This window comes from Asanoa ishikariensis (assembly GCF_900107455.1).
GTDB classification, from domain to species: domain Bacteria; phylum Actinomycetota; class Actinomycetes; order Mycobacteriales; family Micromonosporaceae; genus Asanoa; species Asanoa ishikariensis.
The window spans coordinates 374,768-389,634 of sequence record NZ_FNQB01000004.1 but is presented as its reverse complement, the minus strand read 5'-3'; the positions used below and the strand labels follow the sequence as shown (position 1 = coordinate 389,634).

Below are 14,867 nucleotides of genomic sequence, written 5' to 3'. Positions count from 1 at the left end.
TCCGCGATGCTGCTGCGTGGTGGCTGATGTGAGCAGGGACAGCGAACGCGCGCGTGACCACGAGTTCGTCGACTTCGTGGCCGCGTCCGGTCGCTACCTGCTGCGCACCGCCGTGCTGCTCTGCGGTGACCCGGTCCGGGCGGAGGAGCTGGTCCAGGCCACCTACGAGCGCACCTACCGCTCCTGGCGGGTGGCACGCGACGGCGATCCGCAGGCGTACGCCCGGCGGATTCTGGTCAACCTGCGCATCGACGGTTGGCGGCGGACCCGCCGCGAGGTGCTCCTCGACCCGAGTGCGCTGCCCGATCGCGCCGGACCCGACCACATGGGCGCCGTCGTCGTCCGCAACGCCGTGGTCCAGGCCCTGGCCAGGCTGCCGCTGACGCAGCGGCGGGTCGTGGTCATGCGGCACCTGCTCGACCTCACCGAGGCCGACGTCGCCCGCGAACTGGAGATCTCGGTCGGCACGGTCAAGTCCCACAACGCGCGGGGGATCGCGCGACTACGTGAGATCTTCGCGGAAGGGGATCTGCGATGAACGTGCCCGAGGACGATGTCGTCGCCCGGTTGCGGGCAGGCGAACCCGGCTACCCGGAGACCGGCCCCGACGCCGGGCTGACGCTCGCCTCCGCCCGACGCGCGCTGCGCCGCAGCCGGGTCCGGCGCGCGCTCGCCGGCGGCGTGGCCGTGGTGATCGCCGCTCTGGTCGGGCTCACGACGGTCGGCGGGCTCAACCTGCCTGGCACTCTCGCAGCGCCGTTCGGCTACGACATCGGGTCGCTCCCGGACGAGGGTGACCCTCCGATCTACCCGGCCGACCGGATGCTCGACGACGCTTCCAGCCTGGGGCTCGTGCTGTCGGCGACCAACGACCTTGGGCTCACGCTCTACATCGACGATCCAGGGGCGTGGGGCCGCCCGGGCTGCCGGGTGTTCACCTGGTCGCAGGGGGCATATCGGGACAGGCACTCGGACTGCGCGAATGCCACCGACCCCGAGCTGCCGTTCGACGCCGCGAGCGAGGCGGCGTTCGGCCGGGTGACGAAAGCGATCGAGCGCTCCGGGGTCAACGTCGACCGGATCGACAAGGGCGGCTGGGGTGCCGGCACGTCGTTCCACCTGCGCGACAACTCCTGGCGGTGGAACTGGTACTACTCCTACGTGCCCGACACCCCGCACGACACCCCGGTGGAGAAGCGGACGCAGACGAACCTCGGCACCAGGCTGGAGGTGCACATCATCGGCGACTGGTGGTTCGTCGTGGAGCCCGACGACTGAGGTCAGAGCAGGCTGGTCAGGGTGCTCTCGTACGCCGGCCGGTCCTCCTCCGGCGTGCGCGCCGCGGCGTAGCTCAGCACCACGACACCGACTCGATGGGTGTCCGGGCCCGCGAACTCCTCCGCGCTCGTCTCGTCGGGGAACACGTACACGGAGATCGCGTCCGTGGTGACGAGCTCGGAGCAACGCAACCCGCCGCTGGCGCAGTTGCTCGAATTGTCCCGGGGCGAAGGCACCGGCAGGCCGGCCGCGGCGAACGCGTCGACCACGTCCCGTGCACTCGGCGCGCCGTCGGCTCGCGGCGGGATCTGGACGGCGGCCGGCGGCGTTTCGGCGGGCTTCGCCGGGGGGTCGTTGGCCGAGCACGCGGCCGCGGCGAGCATGAGCGCGGCCGCGAGGAGAGTAAGACGTCGTTTCACCTGGGCATTCTCCGGCCCGGACCAGGGTGGCGCCGGCCGTGACGCGCGTGGTGCGCCCCGGCTGTCGGGTTGCCGTCAAGCGACCTGAAAAAGTCGTGGCGGATCTTGAGTTCTAGGCTTTGACCATGCCAAACACACCAATGCCGGAGCGGGTCGTCGAACTTCTGCGACAGCCGAACCCCGCGGTCATGGCGACAGTGGCCGCGGACGGACGTCCGGTCACCGTGGCCACCTGGTACCTGCTCGAGGACGACGGCCGCGTGCTGCTGGGACTGGACGCGAAGCGGGCGCGGCTCAAGCACCTGCACGCCGATCCCCGGGTCTCGCTGACCGTCTTGGCCCGCGATGACTGGTACACGCACGTGAGTCTGCAAGGCCGGGTCGTCTCCATCGCCGACGACGAGGGCCTGGCCGGGATCGACCGCCTGGCCACGCATTACACGGGCCGACCGTACGCGGACCGGGAGCGTCCCCGCGTGATCGCGCACCTCGAGGTCGACCGCTGGCACGGCTGGGGCGAGCTCAAGGACGCGTAGCCGGAAGGCCGCACGGTTCGTTCAAACGCTTGACTCGATGCGGACGCGGCCGTAGCTTACGTTCAATCGTTTGAGCGTCGCGGGCGTGCGTTGCACGCCCGCAGCTAGGAGCTGTGAATGGCCTTCGATCTGCTCGGCAAACTCGGAGAAGACGGCGTCATGGGCGCGGTCTTCTCCGAGGAGCGCGCGGTCTCTGACTGGCTCGTGGTCGAGGCCGCGTTCGCTCGTGCGCTGGCGGATGCCGGGGCCATCGACCAGGCCCGGGGCGAGCGGATCGCCGCCGCCTGCCGGCTCGACGTCATCGACCGGCAGCGGCTCTGGAAGGAAACCCGCAACGTCGGCTACCCGATCCTGCCGCTGGTGAAGCAGATCGTCGCCGCGCTCTCCGACGACGACGCCGCGTGGGTGCACTACGGCGCGACCACGCAGGACATCATGGACTGCGCGCTGGCCCTCCAGCTTCGCGACGCCGCAGACCGGCTGGTCGCGTTGGTCGGCCAGTTCGGCGACGCGGTCGCCGCGCTCGTGCAGGCGCACGCGGGGTCGGTCATGCCCGGCCGCACGCACGCCCAGCAGGCCGTGCCGACCACCTTCGGCCTCAAGCTGGCCGTCTACCTCGACCAGCTCGGCCGCGACACCCAGCGACTCAACGACGCTCGCCACCGGGCGGCAGTCGTCTCCTCCTACGGCGCCGGCGGCACGTCGGCGGCGTTGGGCGAGAAGGGCCCGGCCGTGCGGGCGGCGCTCGCCGCGCGGCTCGGGCTCGCCGACGCCGCGCTGCCGTGGCACGTCGCCCGTGACCGGGTGGCCGAGCTGACCAACGCGGCGGCGCTGGTCGCGGGCACCTGCGTGCGGTTCGCGCGGGAGGTCGTCGACCTGTCCCGGACCGAGGTGGGCGAGGTGTCCGAGGCGACCGGGAAGTACCGCGGCGCGTCGTCGACGATGCCGCAGAAGTCCAACCCCATCTCCGCCGAGGCGATCATCGGGTTCGGCGTCGTCGCGCAGAGCTCGGCCAACGCGATGCTGCGGGCGCTGGAGGCGGGTCACGAACGCGCGGCCGGCGAGTGGCAGATTGAGTGGCGGGCCGTCCCCGACTGCCTGATCGCCGCCGCCTCGGCTCTGGACATCGCCCGCGAGGCCGCCGAGCACCTGCTGGTCTTCCCCGACCGGATGCGCGCCAACCTCGCGCGCGACGGCGGCCGGATCATGGCCGAGGCGTACATGATCACGCTTGCCGACCATCTCGGGCGCGACGTCGCCCACGAGAGCGTCTACGAGGCCGTCCTGCTCTCCCGGGCTGACGACCTGCCCCTGTCCGAGGCCCTGCGACGCAGCGTGTCGCCCGAGCTTTGGGACCGGATCGCCACCGTCCTGCCCGAGCCCGACACCTACCTCGGCAACGCCACTGACCTCTGCGCGGCCGCCCTCCGCACCTGGCGAACGCGCGCGTAACCGCCGAACACCCCTATCCCCTGGAGATCCGGCACCACGTCGTCCAGCACCAGCGGATCTCCGCGTACCCCAGGAGAGAATTTCATGAGAACTGTCCGCAGAGCCGGCGCCATCTGTGTGGGTCTGGCCCTGGCCCTGACCGCAGCGGCGTGCAACACCGAAAGCACCGGCGACGACGCCCCGGCAGCGCAGCAGCAGAAGCAGCTCACCATCGGCCTGGCCAACCAGCAGGAGTCGGTGACGTTCCCCGCCGCGATCTCCGAGGGCGCGAAGAAGAAAGCCGCCGAGCTCGGCGTCAAGCTGGTCACCCTGGACTCGCAGGGCGACCAGGCCAAGCAGGCCAGCCAGGTGCAGGACCTGATCGCCCAGAAGGTCGACGGCATCATCCTCGTGCCGCTCTCCCCCGGGCCGGCGCAGGCGCTGGTCGACCAGGCCGACGCCGCCGGGATCGCGGTGGGCACCACGCACGGTTATGTGGGCGCCGACCGTAAGCCCGAGGACCCGTACTCGAAGCTCAAGTTCATCGTCACTGAGGACGAGGTCGGTTCCGGCGCGACCGCGGGCGAGATGGCGGTCAAGGCCGTGCCCAACGGCGGCAAGGTCGCCGTGATCACCGGCGCCGCCGGCTTCCAGGAGAACACGACCCGGGTCAGCGAGTTCACCGAGGCGCTGGAGACCAAGGGCGGCTTCACCGTCGTCGCCACCCAGCCGGGCAACTGGACCAAGCAGGACGGCCAGGCGGCCTGCCAGAACATCCTGGCCGCGAACCAGGACGTCGCGCTCTTCTACGCGATCTCCGACGACATGGCCGTCGGCTGCGGCGCGGCCATCAAGGCGGCGAACTCCACCGCGAAGGTGATCGGCATCGGCGGCGCCCAGGTCGGCATCGACGCGATCAAGGACGGCACGATGTACGGCACGGTCTGCTACAAGCCCTTCGACGAGGGTGGCCAGGCCGTCCAGCAGATGTACGACGCGCTGACCGGCAAGCTTACCGGCGCGCCCAAGACGAACTTCTACGAGACGCCCGGCGTCACGAAGGACAACGTCGACTCGTGCGTTCCGCAGTGGTGACCGGCCAAAACATCAGGTGATCTCATGAGCAGTGACCCGGGCGGAACCCCGCCAATTCTCGATGTCCGAGATGTCCACAAGGTCTACCGGACCGGTACGCACGCCCTCCGCGGTGTCAGCATGCGGGTCCGCCCGGGCACCGTTCACGGGCTGATCGGTGCCAATGGCGCCGGCAAGTCCACCCTCATCAAGATCCTGTCGGGCGCGCAGACCGTCTCCGACGGCGAGATCGCCTGGCGCGGTGAGCCGGCGCATTGGTCGTCGCCATCCCAGGCGCTGGCCGACGGGCTCGCCGCCGTCTATCAGCACATGCCGCTCGTACCCAGTCTCAGCGTCCTCGACAACGTCTTCCTCGGGCACACGGGCAGCGTCCGGTGGGACCGGACCCGGCGGACCCGGGAGCTGGCCGAGCTGTGCGACCGGGTGGGCTATCCGCTCGACGGCGACGACCTCGTGGGCGACCTGTCGATCGGCGCCCGCCAGATGGTCGCCATCCTCCAGGCGCTCGCCCGCGGCCCGGCCCTCGTGCTCCTCGACGAGCCGACCGCCGCACTGTCACCGAGCGAGCGCGAGATCCTGTTCGCGTCGGTGCGCCGGCTGCGCGACACCGGCACGACCTTCATCTACGTCTCGCACTTCCTCGACGAGGTGCTGGACCTGACCGACCACCTCACGGTGCTCCGGGACGGCCTGGTGGTCCTCGACGCGCCGACCGCGTCGACCGACGAGGCGGCCCTGATCACCGCGATCGTCGGCGAGCGGCTGGCCGCGTTCGAGGCCGACGCCCCCTCCCCGGCGCGGGACCTCGGGGAGGTCGTGCTGGCCGTCGACGACCTGGCCTCGGGCGCGGCGTTCGGCCCGCTGAGCTTCAGCGTGCGGGCCGGCGAGGTGGTCGGCATCGCCGGCCTGCTCGGCAGCGGCCGCACCGAGCTGCTCCAGGCGATCTATGGCGCCGACCGGGCGGTGACCGGCTCGGTCACGGTCAACGGGCGCGACCGGCCGCGCGGCCCGCAGGTCGCCGTGCGCCGGGGCATGGCCCTCGTGCCCGAGGACCGTGCCCGCCAGGGCTTCCTCGCCGACTGGGAGATCTGGCGCAACATCTCGCTGCCGGACCTGCCGCGGCTGTCGTGGCGGCGGATGTTCCCGCACACCGGACGCGAACGCGCACAGGCCCGCCAGGCCGTCGAGGACCTCGGCATCAAGACCCAGACGATCGACTCGAAGGTCGGGGACCTCAGCGGCGGCAACGCCCAGAAGGTCGTCTTCGCCAAGTGGCTGTACGGGAACGCCTCGATCTTCCTGCTCGACGAGCCCACCGCCGGCGTCGACGTCGGCGCCAAGTCCGACATCCTGCACCTCATCCGCCGCCTCGCCCAGCGGGGCGCGGCCGTCCTGATCGTCACGTCCGAGTTCGAGGAGCTGATCGGCTCCTGCGACCGGATCCTCGTCCTGCGACGTGGGGCGCTGGTCGCCGACCTGGTCTCGGCCGAGACGGACGTCCACGAAGTCACCGCGATCGCCAGCGGCTTCGCCAGGCATGGCGACCAAATCTCCAGCCGAAAGGCAGCAACCTCATGACCAACCCGGCAGCGAAGCCACCGGCCTGGCGGAAGGCACTGGCCCCCCGTGCCGCCGGCGTGGTCTACGCCTTCATCGCTTTGTTAGCGGTGCTCACAATCACTTCGTCGGTGCAGGGCCGGCCGAGCTATCTCAGCAGCGTCAACCTGAGCAACATCCTCGAGCAGTCCGCCCTCATCGGGATCCTCGCGATCTTCATGACGGTGGTGCTCATCTCCGGCAACTTCGACCTGTCGGTCGCATCGACCGCGGCGCTCGCCGGAACGGTCGCGCTCAAGCTCATCGACGGCAACGGCACCTTCCTCGCCGTGCTGGCCGCGATCGCCTGCGGCGCTCTGGTCGGGCTGGTCAACGCGCTGCTGGTGCAGAAGGTCGGGGTCAACGCCTTCATCGTCACGCTCGGCACGCTGACCGCGGTCCGCGGCGTCGTGCAGGCGATCCTCGACGGCAAGAGCATCACGGCGCACAACACCGCGCTGCTGTCCTTCTCGACCGGGCGTTGGGAACTGCCGGTCGCTGTCGCTCTGGTTCTCGGAGGCGCCCTGATCGCCCTCGCGGTGGTCCTCGCGGTCCGCTCCGGCCCGGCCCGGACCAGCGCGGCCAGCTCGGGCGCGGACAGCTCGGGCGCCGTGCGCGAGAAGCTCACCGCGACCTGGCCGCTGTGGCTCGGCGGCCTGCTGATCCTGGTCATCGCCGGCTTCCGGCCGAACCTGCTGGAGCAGGCCGTACCCGTGTGGATCATGCTCGGTCTGGCCCTGGTCGCCAGCCTTGTCCTGCGGTTCACCGTGATCGGCCGCAACCTCTACGCCGTCGGCGGCAACGCCGAGGCCGCGCGCCTGTCCGGCATCAACGTCGACCGCTACAAGATGGGCGCGTTCGTGCTCAACGGCGTGCTCGCCGCGGTCGTCGGCGTGCTCTACGCGGGCCGGTTCAACTCGGTCGACCCGACCGTGCTCACCGGCGGCGAGCTCACCGTCATCGCGGCCGCGGTGCTGGGCGGGACGTCGCTGTTCGGCGGCTCCGGCGTCGTCGTGAAGTCGGTGATCGGCACGTTGATCCTGTTCACGCTCAGCAACGGCTTCAACGTGTTGAACATCGGCTCGAACTACCAGAACGTCGTCCAGGGCACGGTGTTGGTCGCGGCGGCGTCGCTCTACACCGCGACCAGCCAGCGGGACCGGGCGCTGTTCCGCAAACGGGTGGCCCGCAAAACTGCCGACCCCGCACCGGTCCTCACCAAGTCAAGCGCGTGACCTCACCGGTCCGGATCGACTCGTAACCGGCCTCGACCAGGGCGAGCGTGCGCAGCGCGTCCGCTCCCCTGGTCGGGGCCGCACCGGTTCCGGCGACCTGGCGCAGCAGCGCGCCCATCGGCCCGGCGAAGGCGTCCGGGATCCACCGCGTGGTCACCGGGTATGGGAGCCAGCCGTCGGTCGGCAGCACGGCGCTGCGCACCGCGACGGTGTCCGGCCGGCCGTGCGGGTAGTCCAGCAGCAGGCCGATGCTCCCCCGCACCGAACCTTGCGAACCATCGAGCCGGAAGGTGGCGTACGGGTCGCCGGTGACGTTCTCGTGGTTGACGTTCACCAGCGCCCGGGCTCCGGACGGGAACGTCATCGTGGTGATCGACCGGGTCTCGCCGGTCGGCGCCTGGCCCGGCCGCCGGCCGGCGACGCAGTAGAGGCTGTCCGGGTCGCCGAGCAGCGACCGCACGGAGTCGTAGTAGTGGATCGAGTGGTACATCAGGTCCAGCCGCTCGCTGCGCACGAGCCAGTCCCAGGCGGTGAAGTCGGTGGTGATGTTGACGTCGATGGTCAGCGCGGTCACCTCGCCCAGCCAGCCGGCCTCGGCGATCGCCCGGGTCGCGGCGATGCCCTCGCCGTAACGCATCTGCTGGTTGACCACGAGTGCGGTGCCCGCCGCGTCGGCCGCGGCGACCAGGTCGTGGCCGAGCGTGGTGTCGACCGCGATCGGCTTCTGCGCCAGGACGTGCCGGCCGGCGGCGAAGGCGCGCTTGGCGATCTCGGGCTGGGCGTTCGGGACGACCGCGACGTCGAGCACCTCGACCTCGTCGTCCGCGAGGACGTCGTCGAGGCTGTCGTAGACCCGTGGCAACCCGAAGCGGGCGGCAAGCTTCTCGGCTCGCGCGCGGTCGAGGTCGACGATCCCCCTGACCGGCAGACCGGCGCGCTGGTACGCGGGCAGGTGGGCCACCTCCACGATGGCGCCGGCACCGACGACGGCGATGCCGCGGTGGTGCTCCTGAGGGATGGACAGGTCGCAGGCCTGCGCGATGGGCCGCAGCGCGTCGAGCATCGAGTCTCCTGGTGTCGAGGGGGTTTCCCCATCAGACCACCGGCTGCTATACATAGTCAATCGTTTGAACGCCTGCCCGGAAGGTCGGTGGCCCCGTGCCCGATTCCTTGGTCGTCGTCGGCCGCGAGTTCGACGGCTTCCACCGGTCGTTGACGACGCAGCTCGCCGCTCTTCCCGACCTGCCGGCGCGCTACGAGCTGCTGGAGATCTCCGACCTGCAGAACCGGCTGATCGACGGCGACGCGGCCACCTCCGGCGCGTACGACGTGGTCATGGTCGTCACCGACTGGCTGCCGAGCCTCATCGAAGCCGGCAAGGTGCTGCCGCTGGACTTCACGGCGGAGGCGCCCGACGGCTGGCCACACCAGTGGGTGCCGGCGCTGCGGTCGCTCCAGACGGGCGCGGACGGGCAGACCTACGGGGTTGCCTACCACGACGGGCCGATGCTGTTCCTCTACCGCACCGACCTCTACGGCGACCCGGCCGAGCAGGCGGGCTTCGCGGAGCGGTTCGGCTACCCGCTGGCCGTCCCCGCGACCTGGGCCGAGTATCGCGACCAGGCGGTCTGGTTCACCCGGCCCGGCTTGTACGGCACGGTGCTCGCCGGCTTCCCCGACGAGCACAACAACGTCTACGACTTCCTGATGCATCTCTGGAGCCGGGGCGGGGAGCTCGTACTCGACGGGCGCTCCGGGCTCGACAGCGACAGCGCCCGGGCGGCGATCGACTTCATCGACGACCTCTGGCACGGCAGCCAAGTCGTGGACCCGGCGGCGGCGGGTTGGGACAGCGTCGAGTCGGGCGTCCGCTTCGCCGCCGGTGCCGGAGCGATGATGGTCAACTGGTGCGGCTTCGCCGCCATGTCGGCGCCACCGGAGTCACCCACGCACGGACTGGTCGGCTGCGCTCCCGTGCCCGGCGGCGAGTCGCGCGTGACGATGAACGCGTACTGGGTCCTCGCGGTGCCGGCCGGCGCCAAGGACCCGGCCCGCTCCGCCGAGTTGATCCGCCGGCTGACCACGAAGGAGATGGACGTCGTCACGGCCCAGTCCGGCGGCTCGGCGACGCGACTCGACGCGTGGGCGGACCCACGGGTGTCGTCGCTGGCGCCGTACTACGGCGTGCTCGCCGACGCGCACCAGGACTCGCGCTCGGTGCCCGTCGACCCGCGCTGGCCGGAAATGGCCCTGATCCTCAACGACATGATGATCCGAGTCATCGAGCACCGAGCCGGCCACGCCGCCCTGGCCGAGGCACACGAACGGCTGGAAGCCCTGTTCCACAAGGACTAGCGCGCGACAACTCGGGTCCGCGAACCCTAGCGCGTCGCGATCGTGGGCCTGTTCCCGGCGCAGGACAGGGATTACGGCGCGAGGCTTGACGTGTTGGCGGCCGCCGTGGAGCCCATGGCGGACGGGTCGTGAGCCGGCACGTCCAGCGGCGACGGGTCTCGCACGGCGGTGCGAAAAGATGGCCGCGCCGTTGTCGCTGCGGATTGCTGAGCCCGGACAAGGCGCGCGAGAGTGCGCAGGCGTGCCGGCGGCAGAGGTCATTGCTGCCGTGTCGTCAACCCGCTCACGAATCACCAGCGAGATCACGGCAAAGCCAGCTCGGTCGTCCGTGGTCAGTCGGCTCGCTTTGCCTGCGACCGCGGGTCGTTCGGGTGTGGGTCTAGCTGGCGCACCTCGACGGTCATGTGCGGGAAGAACGGCAAGGTGGCCAGGGTCCGCCACAGGTCCTGCTCGTCCGCCGCCCGCCAGAGGCAGACGTTGGCCCAGCCCGCGGCGCCGTGTGGTCGCCAGGCCCGGACCAACCGGCCCTCCTCGGCGAGTTCCGCGGCCCGGGCCGCCTCGCGTCGCCGGAGATCGTCGAGTTCGTCGGCGGCGATTCCCGCAGGTGGGGAGACCGTCGCCTGGGTCAGGAACTCGATCATGCGATGCCCTTCCGGTCAAACGATTGACCCGTAACGATCCGAAGATTAGCATGATCCAGTCAAACGTTTGACCAAAGGGATGGTGGTCCGATGGGTAAGGCGTTCACCACGATGGCGGTCACGGTCGCCGTGACGGCGGCCCTGGGAGCTGTCGCACCCGCGGCGCGGGCCGCTCCGGCGCACCAGACAACCTCGGCCTGGCGGGACGGCGCGTTGCAGGTCGACACCGCCGGTGTCGTGTCGCGCTCCGACCTCGTGCTCGAGGCACCGGCATGGCGCGACTACCAGAGCATGCCGTTAGGCAACGGCCGCCTCGGTGCGGCCGTCTGGGCGCAGGACGGGTTCACCGCGCAGCTCAACCGCAACGACACCTTTCCCGACCTGAAGTCCGCCGGCCGGCTCGTCGTGCCGGGCCTGTTCGACCTCGCCGCCGCGCCCAACTACAAAGGGCGGCTCAACATCGGCGACGCCGTGCTGGAGCAGAGCGGCCGGGGCATGTCGGCGCGCACCTTCGTCCGTGCTGACCGCGACCAGCTCGTCCTTGAGGTGACCGGGGCCAAGCCGGGCAAGGAGCAGACCGCCGACCTCAACCTGTGGGAGGGACGCAAGCCCACCACGTACGCGGACGGAAAGATCGGCGCGCTCGCCGAAACGTTCGCCGCCGGTGGTGCGGTCGCCGCACTGACCGCCGACGCCCGCGACGTCCGCGCCACCGTCGTCGACGCCGACACGGTCCGGCTGACCTTCAAGCCCAACGCGAACGGCAGCTTCCGCATCGTCGTCGGCGCCCCTGCCTACACCGGCGGCGACCTCGCCGCCGCGAGCCAGAAGGCGGTCGCCGGCGCGACCGACAAACGGGTCGACCAGGCGCACCTGAGCTGGTGGCACGACTTCTGGCGGCAGGCCGCCCCGATGAAGATCACGTCGAAGGACGGCACGGGAGAGTACGCCGAGGCGCTGCGCGCCCAGCAGCTCTACACGACGGCCGCGACCCAGCGGAACACTCTGCCGACCGGGCAGGCCGGTGCGGCCAACATGCTCTACCCGTGGCAGGACACCCCCGTCTCGCCGTCGACCTGGTTCCATTTCAACCTGCGCCAGCAGGTCAACGCCAACTACGGCGCCGGCACCGCGAGCTTCAACGCGCCGTACCTCAACCTCTACACGAGCCACCTCGCGCAGATGAAGGCGTGGACGCAGGCCCACTGGGCCGGCGCCGACGGCACCTGTGTCCCGGAACTGATTCGCTACGACGGCACCCCCGATGGTTGCGTCAACGGCCAGGCTCCAACATGGACGAACGCGATCCTGACCGGCGGCCTCGAGGTGTCACACGACCTGTGGCGCCAGTACGAGTTCACCCAGGACCCCAAGGTGCTCGACCAGGGCTACCCGCTGATGAGCGAGGTCGCCCGCTTCTACCTCTCGCAACTCAAGGAAGGCACGGACGGCAAGCTCCACCTCGAGCACGTCAACTCGTTCGAGACCCAGTGGGACGCGGCCGACCCGACACCCGACCTCGCGGGCATGCGGGTCATGTTCCCGGTCATCGCCGACCTCGCCGCGGACCGCGGTGACGCCGACCTGGCCGGCAAGCTGCGCGCCGCGCTCACCAAGCTGCCGAACCTGCCCACCACGACCCGCAACGGCAAGCAGGTGTACGCCTGGTCGGCGACCAACGAGCCGGCCAAGAACACCCAGAACACGGATCTGGAGCCGCTCGCCCCGTGGGGCCTGACAGGACCCGACGACGCCGTCATGCAGGACACCTTCGCCCAGCGCGGCTTCCCGTTGACCCGCGAGTGGGACGAGTCCCCGGTCTGGGCGGCGGACCTCGGGCGGGCCGACGACATGCGGCGCCTGATCGTCCAGGGCACCGCGGACCTCCAGAAGTACCCCAACGGGTTCTCGGGCCACGGCCGCAACGACGACCCCGCGTCGATTCACAACCTGTACAGCTCGTGGAACGCCGTGGTCGCCAACGCCCTCCAGGACGCACTGGTCCAGAGCAACGGCGGCACCGTGCGGGTCGCGTCGGCGATCCCGGCCGGCTGGACCGTCGAAGGCTCGGCGCTGATCGCCGGCGGGCACCGGATCAGCACCCAGGTCAGCGGCGGCGAGCCGAACGAAGTCGGCATCCAGGCCGGCTCCACCGACACCATCCGCATCCAGAACCCGTGGCCGGGCAAAGCGATCGAGGTCGTCGACGGCCGGGGCAAGGCGGTCGTCCGCAGCACCCGGTCCGACACGGTCGACGTCAACGTGAGCGCCGGCAAGTCGTACACGCTGAAGCGGGTCGATCGTGACTTCCGGTTCGACCGCATCGAAGGTCGCCCGGCCGGCGCGGTCAAGCGCCTCGGCACCCAGACCCTGGGCGTCGCGGCGACCGCGCCGCAGATCCAGGACGCCAACGTGTCCGTGGCCGCGCCCGACAAGCTGCACGCCCTCGTCGCGGCCCGCCCGGGCGTGGCGGCGTACGTCGACCGCAGCGACCAGGTCACCTCGCTTCCGAAGGAGCTGACCGGGACGACCATGGTGCGGGGAGCCAACGGCGACGCGTCGCGCAACACCCCGGCCGCCTACCTGAGCGTCGACCTGGCCAAGCCGGCGCCTGTGTACGTTGCTTTCGACCAGCGCGGCGAGGGCACCTGGTGGCCGTCCTGGCTCCAGGAGCAGGGCTTCACCCGCACCGACCTGACTGTCGGCAAGCACGAGTTCGCCCGCAAGTTCGAGATCGTCGACGGCGGCCGGCTGCGCGCGTCGGGCGGTGGGGCGACCCTCTCCCGCGTCGGAGCCGGCTGGGGTGACCAGGTCATCGAGGCGAAGGTCCGCCAGATCCAGGTGGGCGCGAGCGTGATGTTCCGGGCCACGGACGCGAGCAACGGGTACGTGTGGAACATCGGCGGCCCGCTGGGCAGCGCCGGTGGCCTCGGCCAGCTCCGGATGAGCACCGTGGTCAACGGCAAGTCGACGCTGATCGGCTCGGTCATCCCGATCGGTCCGGGCGCCGGCAATGAGTACACGCTGCGGATCGAGGCGATCGGCAACCACCTGCGCACGTTCGTCGACGGCAAGCTGGTGGACGACCGGATCGACAACACGTTTGCCGGCGGCCGCGTCGGGGTCAACCTCGGGGGCAGCGACGTCGGCGAGTACGACCGCATCACGGTCTCGTCCCCGGACGGCGCCACGCTGTTCAAGGACGAGTTCTCGGGCGACCTGGCGCAGTGGGACATCCCCGCCACCCGCCAGGACGTGCCGCTGGTCGTCTTCAAGAAGGACGCACCGGCCGGCCGGCTGCTCCTGGGACCCAACACGGGCATCTCGGGCCGCGGCGACTCCAGCTACCTGACCTTCATCGGCAAACCGGGCCAGTAGCGAACGGGGCCGGCCGGCGTCACCGCCGGCCGGCCCAGCCAGGGGTTTGACGTGGGCGGCACCGCCCTCTAGCCTCAGATTCAAACGATTGAACGGGGTACGGCACATGAACGAGCGCGCGCCGCGCATCGACTTCGCGGGCCGGTGGGCGCTGATCACCGGCGGGGCCGGCGGCCTCGGCTCGGCCTGCGCCCGCGCCTACCTCGCGGCCGGCGGCAACGTCGTGCTGGCCGACCTGCCCGGCGACCGCCTGGACCAGGTCGCCGCCGAACTGCGCGCCCCCGGTGGCCGCGTCGAGGCCATCGGCGTCGATCTTGCTGACGTCGCGACCTGCCGGGACCTGCCTCACCGCGCGCACGCGTTCGGCGGCCGGCTCGACACCCTAATCAACGCCACCGGGATCATGCAGACCAAGCCGATGGCCGAGGTCACCGCCGACGAGTGGCAGCGGGTGATCGACATCAACCTGACCGGTGTGTTCCACACCGTGCAGGCCGCCTGCGGGCTGATGGCCGAGGCCGGCGGCTCCGTCGTGAGCATCGCCTCCGTCGCCGCGCGCTCCGGGCGGCCCGCCGCGCCGGCGTACGCCGCCAGCAAGACCGCATTGCTGTCGCTGACCAAGTCCGCCGCCCTGGCGTACGCGCCGAAGGTCCGGGTGAATGCGGTCTGTCCCGGCGTCTTCTTCACCGACATGTGGCGCGGGATCGTGCAGGACCGGGACCGCGAGTACGGGCCCGGCGCCGGCCAGCGCTACCTCGACGAGGTCACCGCCAAGACGCCGCTGCAACGGCTCGGCACGGTCGAGGAGCTCGCCGCTGTCGTGGCCTTCCTCGCCAGTGACCTCGCCGCCTACATCACCGGACAGGCCGTCAACGTCGACGGCGGCCTCGAGATGGACTGAAC

Annotated in this window: 13 protein-coding genes; 10 read left to right on the top strand and 3 right to left on the bottom strand. The window is 70.8% G+C overall.

The window, feature by feature from the left end; translation table 11 throughout:
- The first annotated feature begins 28 nt into the window (after window positions 1-28).
- Window positions 29-538 (top strand): SigE family RNA polymerase sigma factor, encoded by a 510-nt coding sequence (locus tag BLV39_RS34365; protein WP_204082698.1) that lies wholly within the window; start codon window positions 29-31, stop codon window positions 536-538.
- A complete protein-coding gene (locus BLV39_RS34360; RefSeq protein ID WP_090801484.1) occupies window positions 535-1,278 on the top strand; it encodes a hypothetical protein in 744 nt (247 codons plus the stop codon). The genes BLV39_RS34365 and BLV39_RS34360 overlap by 4 nt, the downstream gene beginning before the upstream one ends.
- Window positions 1,279-1,280: 2 nt before the next feature.
- Here the strand turns inward: BLV39_RS34360 and BLV39_RS34355 are convergent, their stop codons facing one another.
- Window positions 1,281-1,697: a hypothetical protein gene (locus BLV39_RS34355; protein WP_143050013.1), complete on the bottom strand. Its 417-nt coding sequence runs from the start codon at window positions 1,695-1,697 to the stop codon at window positions 1,281-1,283.
- Between the two features lie 125 nt (window positions 1,698-1,822).
- Here BLV39_RS34355 and BLV39_RS34350 point away from each other — a divergent pair, with 125 nt between their 5' ends.
- The 5 genes from BLV39_RS34350 (at window position 1,823) to BLV39_RS34330 (ending at window position 7,590) form a co-directional block, all read left to right on the top strand.
- Entirely contained in the window at window positions 1,823-2,233 is a 411-nt protein-coding gene (locus tag BLV39_RS34350; protein ID WP_090801478.1) for a TIGR03618 family F420-dependent PPOX class oxidoreductase, read from the top strand.
- Window positions 2,234-2,350: 117 nt separating this feature from the next.
- Window positions 2,351-3,685: a lyase family protein gene (locus tag BLV39_RS34345; protein ID WP_090801476.1), complete on the top strand. Its 1,335-nt coding sequence runs from the start codon at window positions 2,351-2,353 to the stop codon at window positions 3,683-3,685.
- Between the two features lie 84 nt (window positions 3,686-3,769).
- Window positions 3,770-4,759, top strand: a complete 990-nt coding sequence (locus tag BLV39_RS34340) for a sugar ABC transporter substrate-binding protein (protein ID WP_090801474.1) — start codon at window positions 3,770-3,772, stop codon at window positions 4,757-4,759.
- A 24-nt stretch (window positions 4,760-4,783) separates the two neighbouring features.
- Window positions 4,784-6,337, top strand: a complete 1,554-nt coding sequence (locus BLV39_RS34335; protein ID WP_090801472.1) for a sugar ABC transporter ATP-binding protein — start codon at window positions 4,784-4,786, stop codon at window positions 6,335-6,337.
- A complete protein-coding gene (locus tag BLV39_RS34330) occupies window positions 6,334-7,590 on the top strand; it encodes an ABC transporter permease (RefSeq protein ID WP_090801470.1) in 1,257 nt (418 codons plus the stop codon). Before BLV39_RS34335 ends, BLV39_RS34330 begins: the two co-directional genes overlap by 4 nt.
- Here BLV39_RS34330 and BLV39_RS34325 read toward each other — a convergent pair.
- Window positions 7,571-8,653 (bottom strand): Gfo/Idh/MocA family protein, encoded by a 1,083-nt coding sequence (locus tag BLV39_RS34325; protein ID WP_176985234.1) that lies wholly within the window; start codon window positions 8,651-8,653, stop codon window positions 7,571-7,573. The genes BLV39_RS34330 and BLV39_RS34325 overlap by 20 nt on opposite strands.
- 95 nt (window positions 8,654-8,748) lie before the next feature.
- Between BLV39_RS34325 and BLV39_RS34320 the strand changes: the two genes are divergently transcribed.
- A complete protein-coding gene (locus BLV39_RS34320) occupies window positions 8,749-9,945 on the top strand; it encodes an extracellular solute-binding protein (protein ID WP_090801466.1) in 1,197 nt (398 codons plus the stop codon).
- A 332-nt stretch (window positions 9,946-10,277) separates the two neighbouring features.
- On the opposite strand, the gene BLV39_RS34315 is transcribed toward BLV39_RS34320, so the two are convergent.
- Entirely contained in the window at window positions 10,278-10,586 is a 309-nt protein-coding gene (locus tag BLV39_RS34315) for a muconolactone Delta-isomerase family protein (RefSeq protein WP_090801463.1), read from the bottom strand.
- 90 nt (window positions 10,587-10,676) lie between these two features.
- Between BLV39_RS34315 and BLV39_RS34310 the strand changes: the two genes are divergently transcribed.
- Entirely contained in the window at window positions 10,677-13,964 is a 3,288-nt protein-coding gene (locus tag BLV39_RS34310) for a glycosyl hydrolase family 95 catalytic domain-containing protein (RefSeq protein WP_090801460.1), read from the top strand.
- Window positions 13,965-14,070: 106 nt separating this feature from the next.
- A complete protein-coding gene (locus BLV39_RS34305; protein ID WP_090801457.1) occupies window positions 14,071-14,865 on the top strand; it encodes an SDR family NAD(P)-dependent oxidoreductase in 795 nt (264 codons plus the stop codon).
- Window positions 14,866-14,867: the final 2 nt, after the last annotated feature.